Source organism: Mesorhizobium sp. M0019 (genome assembly GCF_040323975.1).
Taxonomy (GTDB): Bacteria; Pseudomonadota; Alphaproteobacteria; order Rhizobiales; family Rhizobiaceae; genus Mesorhizobium.
In genome coordinates, this window is record NZ_JAMYVK010000011.1 from 14,212 (window position 1) to 37,675 (window position 23,464).

Below are 23,464 nucleotides of genomic sequence, written 5' to 3' on the forward strand. Positions count from 1 at the left end.
GTCACCTCTGGCAAAGTCATCCGATTAATGCAAAAAATTTTCAGATTGCGCAAGAAAAATGGCTGTGAAACAGTTCCGATGAAGCGGGAGAAACGGGAGGAGTGATGCCGCTATCGGCCGAACGCCTGAATTCCGTGCTTGCCAGCCTTGTGGCCGGCATGACCGGCTTGCGTCATGACGGGCGGTTCCATGAGCCGAATCTCGACGGCACGCCGGGCGACTATGTCAGCTTCGACAGCTGGGAATGGCCGCAAGGCGTCGGGCTCTACGGCCTGGTTCGGCTGTGGGCGCAGACCGGCGACGATCGGCTGCTGCAGACGATCGAGGCCTGGTACGACCGACGCATCGCTGCCGGTCTCCCTGCGATGAACGTCAACACCACCGCGCCCCTTTTGGCGCTAAGCGAATTGTGGCGGCGCCGGCGCCAGCCGCGCTTCGAGCCGGTGCTGCGCGAATGGGCCGAGCGGGTGGCCACCGCCTTGCCGCGGACGCCCGAAGGCGGTTTCCAGCATGATGTTTCGGACCGGGTCAATGACGACGAATTGTGGGACGACACGCTGTTCATGGTGGCGCTGTTCCTCGCATCCTACGGCCAGGCTGCCGGCCAGCGTCGTTTCGTCGAGGAAGCAGAAAGGCAATTCCTGGTCCACGCCCGCTATCTCGCTGACCCGGCATCAGGGCTGTGGTTTCACGGCTGGACGTTCGCGGGACGGCACAATTTCGCCCGCGCGCGTTGGGCGAGAGGCAATGCCTGGATTACCGTCGGCATCCTGGAACTGGTGGAGTTCGCCGAAATTGCACCTTCGGTCCGGGCCTATCTGCTCGGCGTGCTGGACACGCAGATCAACGCCCTGCTCGAGGTGCAGGCAGGTTCGGGCGCATGGCACACTCTGCTCGACGACCCGACGTCTTACGAGGAGATTTCCGCCACGGCCGGCTTCGGCTACGGGTTGATGAAGGCCGCGCGGCTCGGAATCGGCTCGACAGAGTGCCGTGCCGCCGGCCTCCGCGCCTTGGAAGCCGTGGTGGCCAACATCGATGACAAAGGTGTGGTGGCGAACGTGTCCTATGGCACACGCATGGGCGCCGACCTGCAGTTCTATCGCGATATACCCATCCATCCGACGGGCTACGGGCAGGCGCTGGCCATTCTGTGCCTGACCGAAGGGGCGCGGCATCTGCAGTCGAAGGTGGAGGCGGCATGATGCGGACGCTCTATGGCGCGTCGCCGGGCGATATTGCCGGCATGGACACGGACCGGCTGAGGGCCGAGTTCCTCGTCGACGGCTTGTTCCGGCCTGGCGCGATCGAATTCGTCTACACCCATGTCGACCGCATGATCGTCGGCGGCGCGGTGCCGCTGGCCAACCCGCTGGCATTCGGCAACGGGGCCGAAGTCGGCACCCCGCTCTTCTTTGACGCGCGCGAGATGGGCATCGCCAATCTCGGCGGCAATGGCGCGGTCGCGGTGGACGGCCGGCGCTTTCACGTGGCTAACCGCGACATCGTTTATGTCGGACGCGGAGCGCGTGAGGTGACGCTGGAGAGCGACGATCCGGAGAGGCCGGCACGCTTCTACATGAACTCGGTGCCGGCCGGCGCCGATATTGCGCACCGTCTCATCGTCAGCAGCGAAGCCAGGCCGCTTGTGCTCGGCGAGGAGGCCCGTGCGAACCGGCGCACGCTGCGTATGTACATCCATCCCGAAGTGGCCCCGTCCTGCCTCTTGCTGATGGGGATCACCGACCTCGCGCCGGGCAGTGTGTGGAACACCATGCCGCCGCATCTGCATGAGCGGCGCATGGAAGCTTATTGCTATTTCGACCTCGCCGAGGCCGACCGTGTAATCCATCTGATGGGCCGGCCAGACAAGACGCGCCACCTGATGGCCGCTGACGGCGACGTCGTCCTGTCGCCTGCCTGGTCTATCCATATGGGTGCCGGCACCGGCCCCTATGCCTTCGTCTGGGGCATGACCGGCGAGAACCAGGCCTACACCGATATCGATCCAGTTGCCGTGAAGGATTTGCGATGAGCGAGGCCGCGCAAAGCGTTCGGACGGATTTTACGCTGCGCCGGCCGCTCATGGCGGGGCAGCCAATCGTCTATTGGCGGCTCGGGTCTATCGCCGAGCAACGCTACGACGTGGCCGACCAGCCTATGCAAGGCGAGATGGATCCCTTCTTCTTCCTGACCAAGCACAAGAATTTCATTCCCCATGAATATCCGTGCCGCACGCAGTTCGCAGCGGAACGACGCGGCAAGCGACCACAGGTCAGCGCCGAATTCGGCGCCGAGCGCATCTGGCTGCCCTTCGCCTCGCCGCGCATCGACCTGTCGGGCTTCTGGTTTCGGCCGACGGTGCTTGGAACCTGGGCCGAGACCACCATCGAGGCGGCCTCGAGTGGCGAGGTGATGATGCGGCTGCGCACATGCGGCGGCGCCATACTCTTTGCCAATGGCGAGGAAGCCGGCTGGATGGCGCCCTACGGCCGCAACCTGGAAAGTGCCGAGCACTTCAAGATCGCGCTGCGGGCCGGCCGTAACGACATTCGCGTGTGGTTCGACGATCTCGCCGAGCGCGACGCCCGCTACTATTTCCAGCTCGACTATCTGTCCGGTCCGGCTGCTTCGGTGGCACTGCCGATCGAAGTCGAGAGCGGCGTTGCCGATGCGATGGAGGCAGCCCTTGACGACATGCATTTCGACCGTCCCGCCTATGACGGCGGCGAGGTGGCGCTCGTCACCGGCGTGGCCCTGCCGCGCGACGCGCAAGTCGAGATCGAGATCGAAGGCGATTTCATGTCGATCGAGACGCCGGTGCGCTTCGCCTTCGATCTGCCGGCGGGCCAGACGCGGCTGCCGATCGCCGATACCGAGCAGCTGCCGGCCGACTTTCGCCATTTCAAGGTGGCGCTGACGGTCGCAGACCATGCCGTATCGCGTGTCTTCGGCGTCGAGATATGCCACGCGCGCCGTCAGGGCGATGCGCCGGAAACGCTTACCGCGCGTATAGATGAAGCCCTGCGCGAGGTCGCCGGTCACGCCGAGGCCGATACGGTGCGCGCGCTGGCGCGCCTGGCGATCGGGCGGCAGGGCGCCGAGACCGACGCCATGATCTCCGGCACGCTGCCGGCGATCGAGGATTGTCACGATTGCGCCGACTTCATCCTAGTGCCGCTGCTGTGGTGCCGCAAGGCCTATGGCGATCGGCTGGAAGCGAGCCTGCGCGCGCGCGTCGACAACGCCATCCTCGGCTATCGCTACTGGATGGACGAGCCCGGCAATGATGTGCAGTGGTACTTCTCCGAGAACCACGCGCTGCTCTTCCACACCGCCGCCTATATTGCCGGGGGCCTGTTGCCTGATGTGCGGTTCGTGCGGTCGGGCCGCCTTGGCCGCGAACAGTCCGCGCTTGGAGCCGCGCGTGTACGCGCCTGGCTCGACCATTTCGAGGCATGGGAGATGGCCGAGTTCAACTCGGCGCCTTATTTCCCGATCGACCTCAAGGGCCTGTGCGCGCTCTACGCGCTGGCCCCGGACAAGGACATCGCCGAACGTGCCGGCAAGGCAATCATACGCCTGCTTGAAATCGTCGCCCGCTCGGCGCATCGCGGCATCCTCACCGGGGCGCAGGGCCGCTCCTATGAGCACACGCTGCGCGCCGCGCGTTCCCTGGAATTATCCGGCATCTGCCGCATGCTTTGGGGCAAGGGCAACTACGGCATGCGCTTTCACGCGCTGCCGCAGCTGGCATTGTGCCTGCGGGATCACGATTTGAGCGTTCCGGACGGGTTGGCAGCAATTGCTTCCCTCACCGACGATACGGCGTGGGAATGGACTTTTGCGCAGGGACAAGATCGCTTCGCGCGGCTCTACCACTACAAGACGCGCGACCATGCGATGGGCAGCGCCGCTGGCTACCGCTGGAACCAATGGGGTTATCAGGAGACCGTCATTCACGCCCGGCTGGGCAAGAATCCGGATGCGCAGATCTGGATCAACCACCCCGGCGAAGTGCTGCAGTCGGGATATGGCAGACCATCATATTGGGGTGGCTCAGGCACGTTGCCCCGGCTTCACCAATACCGCGACCTCGCCGTCGTCAGCTTCTCCTGCTCGGATGAACAGCCCGACTTCACGCACGCCTGGTTTCCCGCACGTGCCTTCGATGCCGTGCAAGTGGGTGGCGATCGGGCGTTCGCGCAATCGGGCGACGCCTTCGTCATGCTGACGACGGATGTGCCGCTCACGCAGGTAGTGGCCGGCCCGACCGCCGGCAACGAGCTGCGGGCGGCGGGACGCAGGACGACATGGATCGTTCGCCTCGGTGACCGGAATGCCAATCGGCCGGCCCTCGACGCCTGGACTGCCGTTTTTGGGGACCTGTCGGTGCGGCCAGGTACCGACGGCGAGTTGATCGTCGAGGATCCGGAATACGGCACGGTGCATTTCCTCGCCGACGCAAGGATCGTGGCTGAGGGACGTACACTCGATCCGGCCAACTGGACCGTGCGCGGTGAGGCGATGCGCATGAAGCACAGAGAGTAGGGAGGAGATCGGCTGCGACGCTCAAGAGGAGGAGGGCGTAGCAGGCTTGAACCATCGGGGCGCCGCCCCGCTAAAGGAGGAGACGAAGCATGAATAAGACCCGCACTTTGCTGGCCGCGCTATCGGTCAGCCTGCTCGCATCGACCAGCGCGTTTGCCGGCGACGTGCGCATCATGTGGTATTCGGACGGTGTCGAGGGCGATGTCATCCAGGACATTCTGAACCGCTTCATGAAGGACAATCCCGACATCCACGTCACGCTCGACAACGTCGCCTACAAGGTGATCCAGGAGCAGTTGCCCATCCAGCTCGAAGCCGGCCAGGGTCCGGACATCGCCCGCGTCACAAACATCAAGGAGCTTGCCCAGCACTGGCTCGATCTCAGGCCACTGGTGGCCGATCCGAAATATTGGGAGGACAATTTCGCTGACACGCTGGACTGGATGCGCCCCGACGGCTCCAACGTCATCCCGGGTTTCATGACCCAGCTCACGCTCACCGGCGGCTTCGCCAACAAGACGCTGTTCGAACAGGCCGGCGTGCCGCTGCCCGGTGACAAGGCGACCTGGGACGACTGGATCAACGCCGCCGCCGAGGTGGCGAAGAGCCAGCAGCTTCCGGCTGCCTTCGCCATCGACCGTTCCGGTCACCGCATTTCGGGCCCGAATGTCTCCTTCGGAGCGAACTATATCGGGCCCGATGGCATGCCGGCGAAAGTGGACGACGGCACCAAGGCTTTCGTCGGCAGGCTCGTCGACTGGACCGCCAAGGGCCTGATGCTGAAGGATACCTGGGTTTCGGCGGCAGGGTCGACCTATCGCGCGGCCGCCGACGACTTCATCAACGCCCAGATCCCGTTTTATTATTCGGGTAGCTGGCAGGTCGCCAATCTATCGACCAAGATCGGCGATAGTTTCGACTGGGTGGCGACCGGCTCGCCTTGCGGTACCGCAGGCTGTTCGGGCGTGAAGGGCGGCGCGGCGCTGGTCGCCATCAAATACACGAAGAATCCCAAGGACGTCGCCAAGGTCATGGATTATCTAGCCCGTGAAGACGTGGTAAAAGAGTTCAGCGAGCGCACGCTGTTTCTGCCCGCGCACAAGGGCGTCGTAGACAAGGGCGGGCTGAAATGGGTCTCGGCCGACAAGAACGTCGGTCCGGCGCTCGACAAGTTCGTCAAGGCGGCGGGTGAAACCCTGCCGGCGGCCGATGCGCTGCCTCCGTGGAAGTGGGCCAACGCTTACTTCGCCGCGCTGGTGACGCGCGTCAGCCAGGTGATGGCCGGCGAGCTTAGCCTCGACGATGCCTGGGGCAGGATCGACCAGGATATCGCCGACAAGGTTGCCGAGGCGAAGTGACCGCCGCCGCGACACTGAAGGCATGGATTGGCGCCGCCCTCGCGGCGCCGGTTGTGTGGCTGGCGTCGATCGTCAACGTGCCGCTGAAGTTCTGGCAGCGAGCGACGGGCACCGGCGGCATGGCCGCGTTCTTCCTCGCCCCAAACATGGCGATCTTCGGCATTTTCGTCCTAGTGCCGATGATCATCAACTTCTTCTATTCGGCCACGTCGGGAACGGCCTACTTCCTGCAGGACCGAACCTATGTTGGGCTCGAGCAATATCAGCGCCTGCTCGATTGCGGCAACTACCTGGACACTGCCACTTGCCACGAGGATCTCTTCTGGAAGGCCGTGCACAATACCGGCCTGTTCGTCGTCGTGCAGGTGGCGCTGATGACGGTCGTGTCGATGGCGACAGCGTTGATCCTCAACCGCGAGATCGTCGGGCGCAGCTTCTGGCGCGCGGTGTTCTTCTTTCCGGTGCTGCTGTCGCCCGTCGTCACCGGCCTGATCTGGCGTTGGATCCTGCAGCGCCAGGGCCTGCTCAACCTGATCGTCCATGATCTGGGCGGCGAGCCGCACAACTGGCTGACAGACCGTTTCTGGGCCTTCACCGCCGCGGTCAGCGTTTCGGTTTGGGCACATATGGGCTTCTATACGCTGATCTTGCTTGCCGGATTGCAGGCGATCCCGCGCGACCTTTACGAAGCGGCCGAGATGGACGGCACGAAGCCGGCGCGGGTGTTCTGGCGCATCACGCTGCCGCTGCTGATGCCGAATCTGCTTGTCGTCATCGTACTAGCGCTGATCCGCGCCGTGCAGATCTTCGACGAGGTCTATGTGCTGACGGGTGGAGGGCCGGGAACCTCGACGCTCTATATCACGCAGTACATCTATGAGATCGGCTTCGCCTCCCTGTTGCGCAATCCGGGGCTGGCTTCGGCGGCTTCGATCCTGATGGGGTTGGTGCTGGTCGTGCTCACCTTGGTTCAGCTGCAGGTCGGACGCCGGGGTGAGCGGAAAGGAGCCCGCGAATGAGCCGGGTCGTGACATTCCTGACCCGCCGGCGCGGTGGTCGCGGCTGGCACTGGACGGATATCGTGAGCTGGCTGTGGCTGCTCGGCGGCGTTGTCATCATGTTCGGCCCGGCCGTCTGGCTGGTGGGTTCGTCATTCAAGACGCCGGCACAGCTCGCCGAGTTCCCGCCGACCATAATGCCTTATGTCAGCCAACACGCGAGGGTCGAAGGCTACGACAAGCCGCTGACCCTCTACAGGGTGAAGTTGCCGGATGGTTCGACCAAGGTGCTGGCCGAGGTGCGGCGCATCGGCATCGTGGCGCAGATGGTGGATCCGCAGGTGCCGAACGATATCGTGAAGGTCAACATCGCCGACCGGCAGCCGGTGCGCGAAATCGGCTTCGCGACGGAGAATTACACCGAGCCCTTCGTCCATTTCGACTTCCTGCGCTATCTGCGCAATTCGGTTTTTGTGACGGCAATGGCAACGCTGATCACGCTGCTCACCAATTCGATGGCCGCCTTCGCCTTGTCGAAATACAAGTTCCGCGGTCGCGATCTGACGATGCTTGTGATCGTCGGTACGCTGATGGTGCCGCTGTCGGTCATCCTGGTGCCGCTCTATTCGGTGGTGGGCGCCGTCGGACTGCTCGATTCGCTGTGGGGCGTGATCTTGCCGACCGTGGCGACGCCAACCGGCGTCTTCCTGCTGCGCCAATATATGCTGACCATCCCCGACGAGCTGCTCGATGCGGCGCGCATGGACAACGCTTCCGAATGGCAGATCTACTGGCGCATCGTATTGCCGCTTACAGCACCGGCGCTCGCCGTGCTGGCGATCTTCTCGGTCGTCTGGCGCTGGAACGACTTTCTGTGGCCGCTGGTGGTGCTGTCGCGCAAGGAACTCTACACACTCCAGGTCGGCCTCAACACCTATGCCGGCCAGCTAAACGTGCAGTGGCACTACATCCTGGCGATGACCGTGGTGACGATGATCCCCGTCGTCCTCGTCTTCGTCTTCCTGCAGCGTTACATCACTTCCGGCATTGCCGGCACCGGGCTGAAGTGAGGATGTCATGGGACGGATAACGCTGACCAACATTGATCGCGCTTACGGCAAGATGAAGATCTTGCACGGTATCAACCTCGACGTCGGTGACGGCGAGATGCTGGTCCTCGTCGGCCCGTCGGGTTGCGGCAAGTCCACGCTGCTGCGGTTGATTGCCGGGCTCGATCGGCCGACCGACGGCAAGGTCGAGATCGACGGGGTCGACGTCACCAACGTTTCGGCCGCGCAACGCGGTCTGGCGATGGTGTTCCAGTCTTACGCGCTCTACCCGCACATGAGCGTGCGCCAGAACCTCGCCTTCGGGCTTGAAAACATTCGTATGCCGAAGGCCGAGATCGACGCGCGGATCACGGAAGCGACGCGCATGCTGGAAATTGCTCCCTATCTAGACCGCCGGCCCGGTCAATTGTCGGGCGGCCAGAAGCAGCGCGTGGCGATCGGCCGTGCGGTGGTGCGCAATCCGACCGCCTTTCTGCTCGATGAACCGCTGTCCAACCTCGATGCCGAACTGCGCATCACCATGCGCGCTGAACTGGCGGGCCTGCACCGGCGGCTGACAACGACGATGGTCTACGTCACCCATGACCAGATCGAGGCGATGACGCTGGCGGACCGCATCGTGGTCATGCGCTCGGGGCGGATCGAACAGGTCGGCCGGCCGCTCGATCTCTACAACGCGCCGGCCAACCTGTTCGTCGCCGGCTTCATCGGCGCGCCGCGGATGAACCTGCTGCCGGTGAAGGTGCGTTCGGCAAGCGGCGCCGAGGTGCGTGTCGACGGTCCAGGCGGGCTGTCGGCCTCGATCGCCGCCGACGGGGTCGCGCTGAAACCGGGAGACGACGCGACGCTTGGCATCCGGCCACACGACATCCAACTTTCGAATGGCGGCAAGGGATCGGTGGAAGCGCGGGTAACGCTGGCCGAGGCGTTGGGACCGGAAACAGTTGTCCACGCCACCATTGCCGGCGACAGCAAACTTATCGCCGTTCTCAAGCAGCAGGGCGTTGAATCGCAAGGGCCGCCGATCAACCTCGCTCTGCCGCCGGAGCGCATGCATCTCTTCGATGCCGCCGGGCTGCGTGTCGCACCGCGTTAGCCGGCGGCAAAATAGCGGGTTGCTTTTCATGAAGTCGCAACTGCGCACAGCGAATGCGTGTTGCGCGCTTGTCAAAATAGGTGAACGTTAAGACAACCGAACTCTTCAAGAGGGCGCTCTCTGCGATCATTGCTGCCACAGGATGATCCGGAAACACTTCAAAGTGGATTTTCTCGTGGGCGGTCTTCGGCACTACGGAGGTCCGCGCCGGCACGTTCGCGCGCCTGAATCCGGCTGACTGATAATACGACCTGTGCTGAGGTTCAGTACGAACTACCGATCAGGGCAGATGGGATGTTCGTCCGCGTGATAGCGGCGAGACCGTGAAATCCGCGATCGTTCTGCAGTTCTGCTTTGCTGCAGAGCCGCAGCTCGACGGAGACGTTCTCGTGAAACTGTACTGCGCACCGTGGGTTTGCAGCCTTGCCGAACATCTCGCTCTTCGGGGGGCGGATACCTCCTTCGATAGCGAGCGCATCGACCGGGTGTCGAGGCAATCATGAGCCGAGCCCGCAAGATCGCAATCGCCATGGTTGCCCTTATGGTGATTCCAATGGCAGCTATTTGGAGCTGGCAATGGTTCACGCGGGGCCGGTTCGAGGAAACGACCGATAACGCCTATCTCCGCGGAGACATTACCAGCATCGCGCCGAAGCTCGCCGGTTACGTCGTCGAAGTCGACATAGACGACAATGCCAGTGTGTCAAAGAGTGCTGTCCTGTTTCGCATCGACGACAGCGACTACAAGGCCAAGGCGGAGCAGGCGAAAGCCAACATCGCCGCCCGGCAGGCGGAAATCGCCAACATCAAGGCGACCCGTGAACTGCAGGACGCATTGATCGCGCAGGCTGAGGCGTAGAAGCAATCTGCCGCAGCCGACCTGCAATTCGCCCGCGCCAACCTGAACCGCTACGTCACGCTGCAGAAGAACGGGACCGCAAGCGATCAGAAGCTGCAGGATGCGCACGCCGGCCATGACAAGGCAAAGGCATCGCGGGACGGTGCAGAGGCCAAACTGCTGGCTCAAAAATTGAAGCTCGGTGTCCTGGATGCGCAGTTGTCCGGTGCGCAGGCAGCCCTGTCCCAGGCACAGGCAGCGCTCGACCTGGCAATGCTCGACCTGGCCAACACCGTCGTGAGGGCCCCGGTCGACGGCATCGTCGGTAATCGCCAGATCCGTGTCGGCCGCTATGTCACCCCAGGGACAGCAGCCTTGGACATCGTTCCGACAATTGCTCGGATCCTCCTGAGGACCAGTTCCTTGACGGCCTTGCTCCACATCGACGTTGCGCTTGACTCGTCCATATTATCCATAATAAATCATACATATCGCCTTCGAAAAAAGGCGGCAGGTCTGGGAGGACCAATGAAAATTACGGCCATCAAGGCGCGCGTCTGCAATGCGGAAATGCGCAACTGGGTCTTCGTCCGGGTCGAAACCGACGAGCCCGGGCTGTTTGGCTGGGGTGAGGCAACGCTGGAATGGAAGACCCGAGCCGTCGTTGGGGCGCTTCAGGACCTTGAGGCCCTGCTCATCGGGCAGGATCCGCGCAACGTGGAGCAGTGCTACCAGATACTTACACGCCACGGATTTTGGCGTCTTGGCGTCGAGGGAATGTCTGCCGTCAGCGGCATTGAGATCGCGCTCTGGGACATCTTGGGCAAATCATTGGGAGTCCCCGTCTGGCGCCTTCTGGGCGGACAGGTTCGCGACTATCTGCGCACCTACACGCATCTCGGCCTCGGAGACATGAAGGCGGTCTATGAGACCGGATCCGTGGATGCCATCGTGGAACGCGGACGTATCGTGACGCAGGCAGGCTACGACGCTGTCAAGGTCGTCTGCATTCCCTACACCCACTACGTATCGCCTGCGAAAGCCGTTGATTCTGTCGCCAACATGGTTGGCTCACTTCGCGAGGCCATAGGTCCGGACATCGACATCATGGTCGATTTCCATGGACGCCCTGCATCCGTTAACGCTGCGATGGATTACCTCAAGGCAATCGAGCCGGCCCGCATTATGTTCGCGGAAGAACCCGTGCCGCCCGAAGATGTTGCCGGACTGGCGCATATCACGGCGCGATCGGCTGTGCCGATCGCTTCCGGCGAGCGGCTGATCGGCCGTCGCGAATTCACGCACTCGATCACAGCTCGCGCCTTCAACATTGCCCAGCCAGATATCTGCCACACTGGTGGTCTGCTCGAGACAAAGAAGATCGCGGCTATGGCGGAAACCGCAGGCATCGGTCTTGCGCCGCACAACCCGCTCGGTCCGATTGCCGGTGTGGCTGCTCTTCATTTCGGCATATCGACGCCAAACGTCGTCATTCAGGAGGAGATGTCCGGTGCCGTTGCCTGGTACGACGAGGTCGTTACCTGGCCAATTCAGCGTAAACCAGGCCGCTGGGATCTGCCCGAACTGCCGGGCCTTGGCGTCACCGTCAATGAGGACGTGATCGCGCGCCACCCCTTCAAGCAGGAAGTGCTGCATGCCCGCAATGCCGTCATGCCGGACGGCACCGTGGTCGACTGGTGAATGCAATGGCAGGTCGGCTGCAAGGAAAGATCGCAATCATCACGGGCGCCGGCCAAGGCATCGGTGCCGCCACCGCCCGCGCCTTTGCAACACATAAGGCAAAGACCGTCATTGCTGAACTGAATGCGGCAAGCGGGAAAGCGGTCGCCGACGAATTGCGTGCCCAGGGCGCGGACGCCCTGTTCATCGAGACGGACGTCACCGACGCATCCGCAGTCGCGGACATGATCGCGCGGACGATCACGGCCTATGGCGGCGTCGACATTCTGGTCAACAATGCCGGTGCCAACGTCTTCTACGAACCATTGATGATGCCGGATGAGGAATGGGAGCGCTGCCTCAAGCTCGACCTCCAGGCCGCGTGGTTCTGCGCCAAGGCGGTTTTGCCGACGATGCTGGCGAAGGGCTCGGGGTCCATCGTCAACATAGCGAGCTGTCACGCCTTCCAGATCATTCCCCATACGTTCCCGTATCCGGTCGCCAAGCATGCACTTTTGGGCCTGACCCGTTCGCTGGCCATCGAATATGCCGCACGCGGTATCCGGGTGAACGCGATCGCCCCTGGCTATATCGAGACGCCAATCGCGGAAGCCTACTGGAACACATTCCCGAACCCCGCCGAGGAGAAGCGGCGAGCCTACGACCTCCATCCGCCCAAGCGAATTGGCCGGCCGGACGAGGTTGCAATGACGGCGGTTTTCCTCGCTTCGGACGAAGCGCCGTTCATAAATGCCGAGACGATCACCATCGATGGTGGGCGCTCGGTTCTCTACCACGACTAGCAACCACCATTGAGCTCAGGGAGGATCTTCATGAAAACCACAACAAAGGCTTTGGCGACATTTGCGGTACTGGCTGCCGGACTGATGAGTGGCGCAGCAAGCGCAGACGACATCAAGATCGGCTACATCAACAAGATGGGAGACCATCCATGGTTCGTCGCCGAAGTCGGCGGCGCCAAGAAAGCGGCTGAGGCGGCAGGGGCCGCGTTCGTGTCGCAGGACGTTCAGTTCGACGCCAATTTGACGATCACGACCTTCGATACGATGGTCGGCGATGGCGTGAAAGGCATCGCCATCGTTGTCCCCGACAAGGCGCTGGGACCGGTCATCGCGGAGAAAGCAAAGGCTGCAAAAATTCCCTTGGTGGCGGTGGACGACGATATCTACTACCAGGATGGCACCCAGGTCCCATATGTCGGCATGAATGCTTACAATATCGGTGCGCGGGTGGGCGAAGAGCTTGCCAAGCTCTACAAGGCTGAAAGCTGGGCGGGCAAAGAGGTGCGCATCGCCTCGATCGAGGACCGCAAGGCCGATACCTGCATGCTGCGCAACAAGGGCGCGGAAGAAGCGTTCCTGAAGGCGGTGCCCGATTTCAAGCCGGGCAGCATCGTTCGCGTCCCCTACGACAATACGATGGTCAACGCCATCGATGTGATGACCACCACATTGACGGCCAATCCCAGCGTCACGAACTGGATATTCTATTCATGCAACGATGACGGCGTGCTGGGTGGTGCGCGAGCACTGGAGAATGCCGGCTATTCCGCAGACCAGGGCATGGGGATCGGCATCGACGGGAGCCGCGCTTGTGACGCCTTCGGATCCGGAAAGCCCTCGGCGTTCCGTGGTACGATGTGGCTCAATTCGGAAAATCATGGCGCGCTGGCGGTGAAGATTCTCTTGGCCTCCATCAAGGACGGAACGAAGCTTCCCGTTCAATCCTTCACTGACCCGGAATACATCACCGCCGACAATTTCGCGTCGGACTACAAAGCCAAGCTCTGCCACTGAACCAGATATGCGTCATGCGCCGCAGGGCGCATGACGCTCTTTGGGCCGGCAGTTCGTCGGCGGGCACACGGGATCGATCCTCGGGAGTGAGCTTTTGATGCAATCGGATTTCTTCTCGCTCGATAGGATATCGAAGCGCTTCGGCGTCGTGCAGGCGCTCGACAATGTCTCGATTGCCTTTCGGCCAGGAGAGGTGCTTGCCCTGGTTGGCGAGAATGGCGCCGGCAAGTCGACAATGATGCGAATTCTCGAGGGCGTGTTCGCACCGGACACCGGCACCGTGCTGCATGGCTCCACGCCGATCGTTTTCAGCGAACCGCGCGACAGCCACAGAGCCGGAATACGCGTCATCCATCAGGAGCCGGAGATCGTTCCGAACCTGACCGTGGCCGAGAACATTTTCGTCGGCGAACTGCCGCGGCTGGCAGGCGTCCTGCTCGACTGGCACAGGCTCGAGGACCAGACCGATAAGGTGCTTGCGACCTTCGGCATGCAGCAGGATATGCTGCCGCGTCAACTCTGCAGCACACTCGGTCCGGCACAGCGCCAGATGATCGAAATCATGCGCGCCATACGTGCCGGCGGCCGGCTGATCGCATTCGATGAGCCGACCTCGTCACTGACCGACGACGAAGCGCGTCGTCTGTTTTCAGTAATTCGCCGGCTGCGCGGCGAGGGCACTTCGATCGTCTACATCTCTCACAGGCTGAACGAGGTCATCGACCTTGCGGATCGCATTGTCGTCTTGCGGGACGGCCGGCTGGTCGATGATTCCCCCGCTGCCGGTGCCAGCGAGCAGACCATAGCCAAGCTCATGGTCGGCCGCGACATAGCCGATCTGTTTACGCGCGAGACGTGGCAATCGGGGCAACCGTTGCTGGAGGTGACGGGCCTGACCACCGACCACGTCACCGATGTGAGCCTCAAGGTCCGCCGTGGCGAGGTGCTCGGCATTGCCGGCCTTATGGGTGCGGGTCGATCCGAACTGGCAAAGGCGATTGTCGGCTATGATAGGCGCGTCGACGGAACCATAACGATGAATGGGGTGCCCGTTGGCCCTAACAGCCCGCATGCAGCGATCGTGGCGGGCATCGGCTTTGCCCCGGAAGACCGCAAGCACGAGGCGCTGCTGTTGTTCCGAAGCATTCTTGATAACGCCTCGCTTTGCGTGCCCGACAGAACGTCGACCTTCGGCTTCTTCAACCGGCGCAAGGCACTGGAGATCGTCTCACCGCTTGCAGCAAAGATGTCGATCAAGGCGCCCAACCTCGACGAACAGGTTTCGAAATTATCGGGTGGCAACCAACAGAAGGTCGTTCTCGCGCGCTGGCTTGCGCGGCAGCCGATGCTTCTCATCCTCGACGAGCCGACCCGCGGCATCGACATCGGCGCCAAGGCGGAAATCTATCGCCTGATCGACGAACTCGCCGCCAGCGGCATCGGCATAATCCTGATTTCCTCGGAAATGCCGGAACTGATCGGGCTGGCCGACAGGGTGCTTGTTATGGCTGGAGGCCGGATCACGGCCGAACTTTCCCGCTCTGACATCGACGAGGCCACGATCCTGAGACATGCCATGCCTCAATCTGCAGCATCGCTTGGAGGACAAATTCAATGAACAGCCTTGAGCTCAGGACAGCAACAACGCAAGCCGGCAAAAGGCGCGCTTCCTTGCGCATCGCAGAGCGCATCGGCATTCACAACATAAGCCTTCTTGTTGCTCTCGCCATTCTCGTGCTCATTTTCGGCACCCTGAGAGGCGACGTGTTCTTCTCCAGCCGAAACCTGCTGAACATCGGTCTAGGCATTACCATCCTGGGCGTTCTGGCGATGAGCCAGACCGTGGTTATTGTCGCCGGAGGGCTCGATATTGCCGTCGGCGCAATTGTCGGTCTGACCACAGTATCGACGGCAATGGCTATCCAGGCCACCGGATCACCCGCCGCGGGCATTCTTGCCGGCCTGGTCCTGGGCGGTCTTGCCGGCCTCGTGAACGGCATCATCATCACCTATGGGCGGGTCAACGCTGTCATCGCGACTCTCGGTACGATGGCGATCTTCCGCGGCATCGCGTTCATCATGTCCGATGGGCAATCGATCGCGATTTTCAGCGACACTTTCCGCTTCATCGGGATCGGACGAATCCTCGGCCTGCCTCTGCTGATCTGGATTCTCTTGCTGACCGCGATCGTATTCCATCTCTTCCTTGCCCGCTCGATCGTTGGCCGCAACATCTATGCCCTGGGCGGCAATCCCGTTGTCGCACGCTTCTCCGGCATCAACATCAACCGCTACCGCGTCGGCATCTACATCATGAGTGGAGTGGCGGCCGGATTGGCCGGGATTCTGTTGGCTGCCCGTACCGGCTCCGGGCAGCCCGTATCCGGATCCCAAGGCCTGGAACTCGAGGCCATCACAGCGGCCGTTCTTGGTGGCTGCGCCTTGCAGGGCGGCAAGGGCACGATCGTCGGCGCACTGCTGGGCGTCGCCATCATTGGCGTCCTCAACAACGGAATGATACTGACGTCCGTGCCAACCTTCTATCAGTTGCTTGCCAAGGGCTCGCTGCTGATACTTGCTGTGGTAATTGCCGAGTACCACTTGAACAGGACATGACGATGGACGCGGCGATCGCTTCGACTGGCCAAGGCAAGCAGGACATTCCTGCCGCAGATGGCACCACGTCATCGCTCAAGGATCGCATCGCACGCGATCTCGGACAGCGCATCCTCGCCGGCTCCTACGCCCAGCACTCCGTCCTGCCGACGGAAGCCGAGCTTTGCGTTATCTACGGGGCGAGCCGCACCGCGCTTCGCGATGCTCTTCTGACGCTTTCGGCGAAAGGATTGATCGAGGCGCGCAAGCGGGCCGGGACGCGTGTGCGCGTGTCGAGCGAATGGAACAGGCTGGATGCACAGGTTCTGGAATGGATGCGCGATATCGAGCCCGATCTCGATTTCGTCCGCGGATTGATCGAGGCGCGGCTGGTCATTGAACCCGCTGCCGCCCAACTTGCGGCCAAGATGGCGACGTCAGGCGATCTCGCAGTCATCGAAGCGGCCTATGAAGCCATGCGCATTGCTCCGCAGGACGATCTCGCTGCGTGTCTCGATGCCGACGTCAGGTTTCATACCGCCATCCTTCGTGCCAGCCGCAACCCGGTGTTCGCCAATCTCGGCAATATGCTTGCGGCCGCCCTCAGCTTCTCCTTCCGCTTGACCACATCGGCCACCGCTAATTACCAGCAGACGCTGAGCGCGCATGGCGACGTGCTGGAGGCAATCAGGATGCGGAGGGAGGACGATGCACACGATCAGATGAAGGCGCTCATCGGGATCGCGTCGAACGACCTTCTTGCAGTGGCTCGCAAAGGCCGCCATCAACAGCCGATCGCCGCTGCCAAGGCCGATACCGTCTGAAGCGGATGGTCGGGACGATCCAGATCAGAAGCGGAGACCTGTCTGCTGAAATCGTCCCATCGCTTGGGGCAGGTCTTGCGAGACTGGACTATGGACGCGTGCCGCTCTTCAGGCCTTGGCCAAACGGCGGGAGCAGCAAACCGTTCGACCTTGCCTGCAACCTGCTTTTGCCATGGTCAAATCGCATCTCGGGCGGCGGGTTCACATTCGACTCCAAATTCCACGAACTGCCTGCCAATGTTGCAGGCGAGCCATTTCCCATTCACGGCAATGGGTTTTCGAGCGAGTGGGACGTCGACAGCGTAACGCAGGACAACGCAAAGCTGTCGCTCATCAGCAACGGGCCCGGCCCATACCGATATCGCGCCGAGGTGAGCTACGCGCTGGCCGGACAGGGGCTCGAGCTGAAACTTCGCATCGTCAATCGGGCCTCGATCAGATTGCCGTTCGGGCTTGGCATCCATCCATCGTTCCCGAGAACGGCACGAACCGCGCTTCATGCGGCGGCCTCGCAGGTTTGTCTCGAACTGCCCAACCACCTCCCTGAACGGTTTGTGGATGTCAAAACCCATCCCGATTGGAATTTCGGCGCCCCAGTCGTATTGCCGAGTGGATGGATAAACAATCTGTTTGCCGGTTGGAACGGCGTCGCTACCATATCGTGGCCGGAGCACAGTTGCAGCCTGCGGATTGAAGCTTCATCGTCCTTGAATTTTTACCTGGTCTATTCGCCATCGAAGGACAGCGACTTCTTCTGTTTTGAACCGGTCAGTCATACTGTCGATGCTCACAATCGTGGTTCGATCGACAAATGGAATGGACTGTCGGTGCTTGGGCCTGGCGAGAGCCTGGCGGCCCGCTGCAGCTTCGCCGTCAGTTAGGCGGACCTCTGCGGCGCCCTCGAATTGGCGGATGTCGGCCACATGTCCGGTGAGAACGAAGCCGGGTTTTCGTCCAAACGGAGCTTGGGAAGAGGGAACTCCGGCGACCGGGAACCCGTGAGCCAGTTCGACGTTTGCCGGATGTCGCTGCGCAGCTCGTCTGCTTGACGGCCCACCAAATGTGTCTGGCAGGATTGGATCAATGACGGATGTTGAACCAAAAGAATTCGTGCTCGCAGGCATCGTCATGAAGCGACTGGTCTCCGGCGAACAGACGGGAGGCTTGTTGAGTCTCTTCGAAAACAGAAGCGACGGGCACACGAAAACGCCAATCCATGTTCATGCGAATGACGACGAGACGGTCTACGTCATCGAAGGGCAGTTGACCGCGGTTGTGGCCGGCGAGGTCCGAACGCTCTCGCCCGGCGAGAGCATGTTTTTGAAGCGCGGGATCCCGCGCCAGCTCATGAATCCCGGCAACCAGCCCGTTCGCTACATCCTGATAGACACGCCAAGTGTGTTCGAGCAGTTTCTCGCCGAAGGTGGCCATGAACGCAGCAAGGGAGAGGTGGTCGGGCCGCCGACGCCTGCCGATATCGAGCGGCTCAAAGTAGCCGCGCCGAAGTTTGGGATTACGCTTCTGCAGGACTGGCCGGCAAGAGAGTAGATGGCTTCGTGATGGCGGCTTGGATCGCCGCTAAAGCCGGCCCTTGCCCGAGGAACCGGTATTGGCTAGCCGCCGGCAATCCAATCCGAGAGGCTGCGGGCAAAACTTCGCGGCACGATGAGTTCGCACGCGGTCTCGCCGGTGCGCAGGAAGAGCACGGGCACGTGATGCAAGGATGTTTGCACGGCGCGGCCCGGAGCGGCGGTCGGCGCGTGCCAGTCGACGGCAATGCAGCCGGACAGAAGCCTTGCGATACCAGGGCCGGCCATTTTCAAACGAACGCGACCTTCCCCGAGGGGCACGGAACAGCCGAGATCGGGGTCGACGACAAGGGCTGGCGCTTCTGTGCCTTCGTCGAGAGCCAACCAAAGGCGGCGAGGTGCAACGCGGATGGTTAAAAGGCCCTTGTGGCGAACCGTCTCTCCGACCGAAGCGGGAAGTTTCGTGTTAAGCGACGCCGAGACGCTCTTTTCGAATCGCCTCAGTGTCGCGTCCCAGCCCTCGATCTGGATAAGCGGACAATCCGCCACGGACAGGCTGAAATCCCGAGAAGAGGTCAAGCTAGCCATGCAGCCGTTCTCCCTGCGGATCGATGAATACCGGCGAGACAACGCGGGCGCGAACCGTTTCGGCCTTCATCGGATAGACCGCCACGACCTCGCTTCCTTCTGCCGCGACATCACCGGCAAGCAGGGCCAACCCGACATAATGGCCGCGTTCGGGGCTGAAAGTGACGGAGGTGACACGACCGCGCCCATGGCCATGGGGTTTCTCATCCGGCAGGAACAGGATGGCGCCGCCGCGGAGGCGTTTTCCCTCTTCGATGCATTCCAGCCCGACCAGACGCTGCCGGTTGGGCGCCCGGAGGGCAGGGCGCCGTCGCAGGACGTCGCCGACGAAGCCGCTGCGCTTGCCGGCCATGCGGCCGAGGCCGAGATCGTCGAGCGTCGTGCGCCCATCGATCTCCGGTCCGGCGACATGGCCCTTTTCGACCCGCAGCGCGCCAAGCGCCTCGACACCGTAAGGCTTCAGGTCGAAGGGTCTGCCGGCTTCGAGCAAGCGGCTCCAGAGCTGTTCACCGGCAGTGGCGCCGACATAGACTTCGTAAGCGCGCTCGCCGGAATAACTGAGACGCAGGATGCGGAGCGCACGGCCCTCCCATTCGCTTTCGAGTAGTCCCATATGCGAAAGCGCCTCCTCGGAAACGTCGAGAGCGGGAAACGCTGCATTCAGGATCGCGCGGCTGTTAGGCCCAGCAACCGACATCGCCGCCCATTCATCGCTGACCGAGGTAACGGCCACGCGCAAATCCGGCCAGGCCGTGTCGAGCAGGAATTCGAGACGCGACAGCACATCGGCGGCCTTGGCGGTCGAAGTGGTCATGAAGAACCGGTTTTCCGCTAGCCGCGTCGTGGTGCCGTCGTCGAAGACGATGCCGTCGTCGCGCAGCATGACGCCGTAGCGGGCGCGGCCTATCGCCAGTTTGGCAAAGCCGTTGGCATAGACGCGGTCGAGGAAGATTGCCGCATCCGGGCCCTGGACATCGATCTTGCCGAGCGTGGAGATGTCCATCAGGCCCGCCGCCTGACGTACGGTCCGCATTTCGGCGACGTAAGCTTCGTTCACGTTACGCCCCGACTGCCGGTAGAAATAGGGCCGCATCCAGAGCCCGACCTCGAGCATCTCGGCGCTGTTTGCGATGTGCCAGTCGTGCATCGGCGTGCGGCGGATCGGCTTGAAATGATGGCCTATAGCGCGTCCAGCAAGCGCGCCGATCGCCACGGGCGTATAGGGCGGCCGAAAGGTCGTGGCGCCGGTCTCGGGGATTGTTGCGCCGCGCAGGCTGGCCATCGCGGCAAGTGCTGGAAAATTGCTGGTCTTGCCTTGATCGGTGCCCATGCCGAGCGTGGTGTAGCGCTTCAGGTGCTCGACCGATTCATAGCCCTCACGATGGGCGAGCTCGATATCCCCGGTCGTCACGTCCATCTGGAAATCGACGAAAGCCTTTCCACGTCCAACGGAAGGGATTTCGCGAAGTGAACTCGTGGCGGTCTCGTCGAGATCGAGTTTCGACGGAGCGGGCACCGGCGCCGACTTGCCGCAGGAGGCTGCGGCCTCGGTACCGGCGCGATGACCGTCGTCGATGGCATCGGCCGTCGCATAGGTTCCCATCATCGCGCCGGCGCCGAACCGGCCGGCCGGAAACGAACCCGGCACGAAGCCGTCGATGTCGTCGCGGTAGGTGGGCTTGCTCCCCAGGTGCGAGGTGAGATGCACAGTTGGCGACCAGCCGCCGGAGATGCAGACCAGGTCACAGGCGGCCGAGGACTGGCCCTCCGGCCCGTTGAGCGTTACTTGCCTGACGGCATGGCCGCCGTGCAGGTCGACGATGCGCGTTGCGGCCCGCACCACCACGCCGAGCCGTGCGGCTTCCGCGGCAAGTGCTGCGGGCGGGACGGCGCGCAGATCGGCAACCGTCACCTCCGCGCCGGCTGCGGCATAGTCGAAGGCGGTGCGCCAGGCACCGTCATTGGTGGTGGCGACAATGATTTTCTTGCCCGGCAGGACGGCGAAACGGTTGAGATAGGTCCGGGCGGCCGAGGCAAGCATCACGCCGGGCCGGTCATTGTTCGAGAACACGATCGGCCGCTCGATGGCGCCGGTGGCGAAAACAATCGAGCGGGCGCGCAGCATAGTGACCGTTTGGCGGGCCTCGCCATTCGGCTTCGGATCGGTTGGATCGCGCTGTTCGACCAGTCCAAGGACATTGCCGTCATAGCTGCCGAAAGCGGTCGTCCGCTTCATCAGCGCGACGGTTTCGAAGTCCTCCAACTCGGCCTTGGCCTGCCTCAGCCATGCGGCCGCTGCGCTGTCGGACGGTTCCGCCAAAAGCTGGCCGCCAAGCAGAAAATCTTGCTCGATCAGCGCGACCCGCGCGCCGGCCGCGGCCGCTGCCCGCGCCGCCGACAATCCCGCCGGGCCGCCGCCGACAATGGCGACATCAGCGAAGGCATGACGAACCTCATAGCGGTCGGGATCCGGGCCGGTGCCGGCTCTACCCAGGCCGGCCGCCTTGCGGATGAAATGTTCGTAGAACATCCAGGCGCGGCGCGTCGGGCCCATGAAGGTCTTGTAGTAGAAGCCGGCGGACAGAAACGGTGCCAACAGCCCGTTGACGCTTTGCACGTCGAAGGCAAGCGATGGCCAGCGGTTCTGACTCTCCACGACCATACCGTGGGCGAGTTCCAGTGTCGCCGCCGGCAGGTTCGGCTCGCGCCTGCCGGCGCTCCCGAGCGTAACCAGCGCATTCGGCTCTTCGGGCCCGGCGGAAAAAATGCCGCGCGGGCGATGATATTTAAAGCTGCGACCGACCAGCGTGACGCCATTGGCGAGCAGCGCAGAGGCAAGCGTGTCACCGCGATATCCAGCCAGCTTGCGGGCGTCGAAGGTAAACTCGACCGGCTGCTCGCGGTCGATGCGGCCACCTAACGACAGCCGTTTGCGGTTCGAACTCATGCCGGGGATTTCCTTAGAGTTGATTTCCTGGCCCGCAATTTTCTGGCGAAGTCGACGGATGCGACGGCATGGTTGCGTGTGTCGCGTTCGACCACCATCCATTGGCGGCAGCCGGTCACGTGCTGCCAGAATTCGCGGTGCTGGCCGGCCGGGTTTGTCCTGATATAGACGTAACGATACCAAACCTCTGGATCGGGATCGTCATGGGCCGGACGCGTGACCGAGGCATCGCCGCCGTAGCGGAACTCGTCATGATCGCGCGGGCCGCAGCAGGGGCATTCGATGCGCAGCATTTTGTCCCGCCTCCTATTGCAGCCAGGCGGAAGGGCCGACACCGGCCTCATCGAGCGTGTGGCCGGTGCGGAAACGATCGAGCCCGTAGGCCGCGATCAAGGGATGCGGCTTGCCGGTGGCGATCGTGTGGGCGAAGCACCAGCCGGAAGCCGGCGTCGCCTTGAAGCCCCCATAGCACCAGCCGCCATTGAGATAGAGGCCGTCGATCGGCGTCGGGCAGATGATCGGGCTGGCATCGGGAGTCATGTCCATGACGCCGCCCCAGTGGCGCAGCAGGCGGACGCGCGAAATGCACGGCATCAATGCAATCGCCGCCTCCGCCACCTCGCGAACGACGCCGAGATTGCCGCGCTGGGCGTATGAATTGTAGCCGTCGAGATTGCCGCCGAAGACCAACCCGCCCTTGTCGGACTGGCTGACGTAGAAATGGTCGGCGCCATAGGCGACGACGTGATCTACCAGCGGCTTCAGCGGCTCGGTGACGAAAGCTTGCAGGACGTGGCTTTCGATCGGCAGTTCAAGGCCGGCCTTGGCACCGAGCACGGATGTATGACCGGCAACAGCGAGGCCGACCTTGCCGGCGCCGATCCGGCCTTTCGTCGTTTCGACGCCGACGATACTGTCGCGGTCGCGGAGGAAGCCGGTCACTTCGCAGTTCTGGATGATGTCGACGCCATGGCCGTCGGCGGCGCGCGCAAAGCCCCAGGCGACGGCGTCGTGGCGCGCCGTGCCCGCCCGGCCCTGGAAGATAGCGCCATGGATCGGAAAGCGGGCGGTGTCGGAAAAATCGAGATAGGGCACGAGACGGCGCACCTCGTCGCGGTCGAGGATATCGGCATCAATGCCGTTCAGCCGCATGACATTGGCGCGGTGGCTGAAGCCGTCGAGCTGATCGGCCGAATGCGCCGTGACGAGCTGGCCGCGCTGCGAGAACATGACATTGAAGTTCAGCGCCCGCGACATGCCCTCCCAGAGCTTCATCGAGAATTCGTAGAACTGGGTGTTGCCGTCGAGCAGGTAGTTGGAGCGGATGACGGTGGTGTTGCGGCCGACATTGCCGCCGCCGACATAACCCTTTTCGAGCACGGCGACGTTACGGATGCCGTGGTTCTCGGCGAGGTAGAAGGCGGTGGCGAGGCCGTGTCCGCCGCCGCCAATAACGATCACGTCATAGGACGATTTTGGCTCCGCTGCCCGCCAGGCGCGCTGCCAATTCTTCTGGCCGGACAGCGCGTTGCGCAAGATCGAAAATGCCGAGTAGCGCGCCATGTGTGCAGGC

General features: G+C 62.6%; 20 protein-coding genes. 16 read left to right on the forward strand and 4 right to left on the reverse strand.

Features of this window, described 5'->3' with window-relative positions; translation table 11 throughout:
* The first annotated feature begins 104 nt into the window (after positions 1-104).
* The 16 genes from bglB to NKK47_RS10715 all read left to right on the forward strand — a co-directional run bounded on the left by bglB (position 105) and on the right by NKK47_RS10715 (position 18,375).
* Positions 105-1,205: a beta-galactosidase BglB gene (gene bglB, locus NKK47_RS10640; RefSeq protein WP_352576542.1), complete on the forward strand. Its 1,101-nt coding sequence runs from the start codon at positions 105-107 to the stop codon at positions 1,203-1,205.
* Positions 1,202-2,035, forward strand: a complete 834-nt coding sequence (gene kduI, locus NKK47_RS10645) for a 5-dehydro-4-deoxy-D-glucuronate isomerase (protein ID WP_352576544.1) — start codon at positions 1,202-1,204, stop codon at positions 2,033-2,035. The genes bglB and kduI overlap by 4 nt, the downstream gene beginning before the upstream one ends.
* Positions 2,032-4,551, forward strand: a complete 2,520-nt coding sequence (locus tag NKK47_RS10650; protein ID WP_502904985.1) for a hypothetical protein — start codon at positions 2,032-2,034, stop codon at positions 4,549-4,551. The genes kduI and NKK47_RS10650 overlap by 4 nt, the downstream gene beginning before the upstream one ends.
* Positions 4,552-4,640: 89 nt before the next feature.
* A complete protein-coding gene (locus NKK47_RS10655) occupies positions 4,641-5,909 on the forward strand; it encodes an ABC transporter substrate-binding protein (protein ID WP_352576546.1) in 1,269 nt (422 codons plus the stop codon).
* Complete coding sequence (locus NKK47_RS10660) at positions 5,906-6,928, forward strand: carbohydrate ABC transporter permease (RefSeq protein ID WP_502896943.1); 1,023 nt, start codon at positions 5,906-5,908, stop codon at positions 6,926-6,928. Before NKK47_RS10655 ends, NKK47_RS10660 begins: the two co-directional genes overlap by 4 nt.
* A complete protein-coding gene (locus NKK47_RS10665; RefSeq protein WP_352576548.1) occupies positions 6,925-7,977 on the forward strand; it encodes a carbohydrate ABC transporter permease in 1,053 nt (350 codons plus the stop codon). The genes NKK47_RS10660 and NKK47_RS10665 overlap by 4 nt, the downstream gene beginning before the upstream one ends.
* A gap of 7 nt (positions 7,978-7,984) precedes the next feature.
* A complete protein-coding gene (locus NKK47_RS10670) occupies positions 7,985-9,073 on the forward strand; it encodes an ABC transporter ATP-binding protein (protein WP_352576550.1) in 1,089 nt (362 codons plus the stop codon).
* Positions 9,074-9,572: 499 nt separating this feature from the next.
* Entirely contained in the window at positions 9,573-9,932 is a 360-nt protein-coding gene (locus NKK47_RS10675) for an HlyD family secretion protein (RefSeq protein ID WP_352576552.1), read from the forward strand.
* 252 nt (positions 9,933-10,184) lie between these two features.
* Positions 10,185-11,612 carry a galactonate dehydratase gene (gene dgoD / locus NKK47_RS10680; protein ID WP_352576555.1) on the forward strand — a complete coding sequence of 476 codons (1,428 nt, stop codon included), beginning with the start codon at positions 10,185-10,187 and terminating at the stop codon, positions 11,610-11,612.
* Positions 11,613-11,617: 5 nt separating this feature from the next.
* Positions 11,618-12,394: an SDR family oxidoreductase gene (locus NKK47_RS10685; protein WP_352576556.1), complete on the forward strand. Its 777-nt coding sequence runs from the start codon at positions 11,618-11,620 to the stop codon at positions 12,392-12,394.
* Positions 12,395-12,424: 30 nt separating this feature from the next.
* Positions 12,425-13,408, forward strand: coding sequence for a substrate-binding domain-containing protein (locus tag NKK47_RS10690; RefSeq protein ID WP_352576558.1), 984 nt, complete (start codon positions 12,425-12,427; stop codon positions 13,406-13,408).
* Positions 13,409-13,505: 97 nt separating this feature from the next.
* A complete protein-coding gene (locus NKK47_RS10695; RefSeq protein WP_352576560.1) occupies positions 13,506-15,026 on the forward strand; it encodes a sugar ABC transporter ATP-binding protein in 1,521 nt (506 codons plus the stop codon).
* Positions 15,023-16,024 (forward strand): ABC transporter permease, encoded by a 1,002-nt coding sequence (locus NKK47_RS10700; RefSeq protein ID WP_352576562.1) that lies wholly within the window; start codon positions 15,023-15,025, stop codon positions 16,022-16,024. Before NKK47_RS10695 ends, NKK47_RS10700 begins: the two co-directional genes overlap by 4 nt.
* Before the next feature lie 2 nt (positions 16,025-16,026).
* Positions 16,027-16,827 carry a FadR/GntR family transcriptional regulator gene (locus NKK47_RS10705; RefSeq protein ID WP_352576564.1) on the forward strand — a complete coding sequence of 267 codons (801 nt, stop codon included), beginning with the start codon at positions 16,027-16,029 and terminating at the stop codon, positions 16,825-16,827.
* A gap of 5 nt (positions 16,828-16,832) precedes the next feature.
* Positions 16,833-17,708 (forward strand): aldose 1-epimerase, encoded by an 876-nt coding sequence (locus NKK47_RS10710; protein ID WP_352576566.1) that lies wholly within the window; start codon positions 16,833-16,835, stop codon positions 17,706-17,708.
* 202 nt (positions 17,709-17,910) lie between these two features.
* Complete coding sequence (locus NKK47_RS10715) at positions 17,911-18,375, forward strand: cupin domain-containing protein (RefSeq protein WP_352576568.1); 465 nt, start codon at positions 17,911-17,913, stop codon at positions 18,373-18,375.
* A 65-nt stretch (positions 18,376-18,440) separates the two neighbouring features.
* Here the strand turns inward: NKK47_RS10715 and NKK47_RS10720 are convergent, their stop codons facing one another.
* The 4 genes from NKK47_RS10720 to NKK47_RS10735 are packed head-to-tail and all read right to left on the reverse strand — an operon-like array spanning position 18,441 to position 23,454.
* Positions 18,441-18,944, reverse strand: coding sequence for a sarcosine oxidase subunit gamma (locus tag NKK47_RS10720; protein WP_352576570.1), 504 nt, complete (start codon positions 18,942-18,944; stop codon positions 18,441-18,443).
* Positions 18,937-21,891 (reverse strand): sarcosine oxidase subunit alpha family protein, encoded by a 2,955-nt coding sequence (locus NKK47_RS10725; protein ID WP_352576572.1) that lies wholly within the window; start codon positions 21,889-21,891, stop codon positions 18,937-18,939. Before NKK47_RS10725 ends, NKK47_RS10720 begins: the two co-directional genes overlap by 8 nt.
* Positions 21,888-22,184: a sarcosine oxidase subunit delta gene (locus NKK47_RS10730; RefSeq protein WP_352576574.1), complete on the reverse strand. Its 297-nt coding sequence runs from the start codon at positions 22,182-22,184 to the stop codon at positions 21,888-21,890. The genes NKK47_RS10725 and NKK47_RS10730 overlap by 4 nt, the downstream gene beginning before the upstream one ends.
* 13 nt (positions 22,185-22,197) lie before the next feature.
* Complete coding sequence (locus NKK47_RS10735) at positions 22,198-23,454, reverse strand: sarcosine oxidase subunit beta family protein (protein WP_352576576.1); 1,257 nt, start codon at positions 23,452-23,454, stop codon at positions 22,198-22,200.
* Between the last annotated feature and the right edge of the window lie 10 nt (positions 23,455-23,464).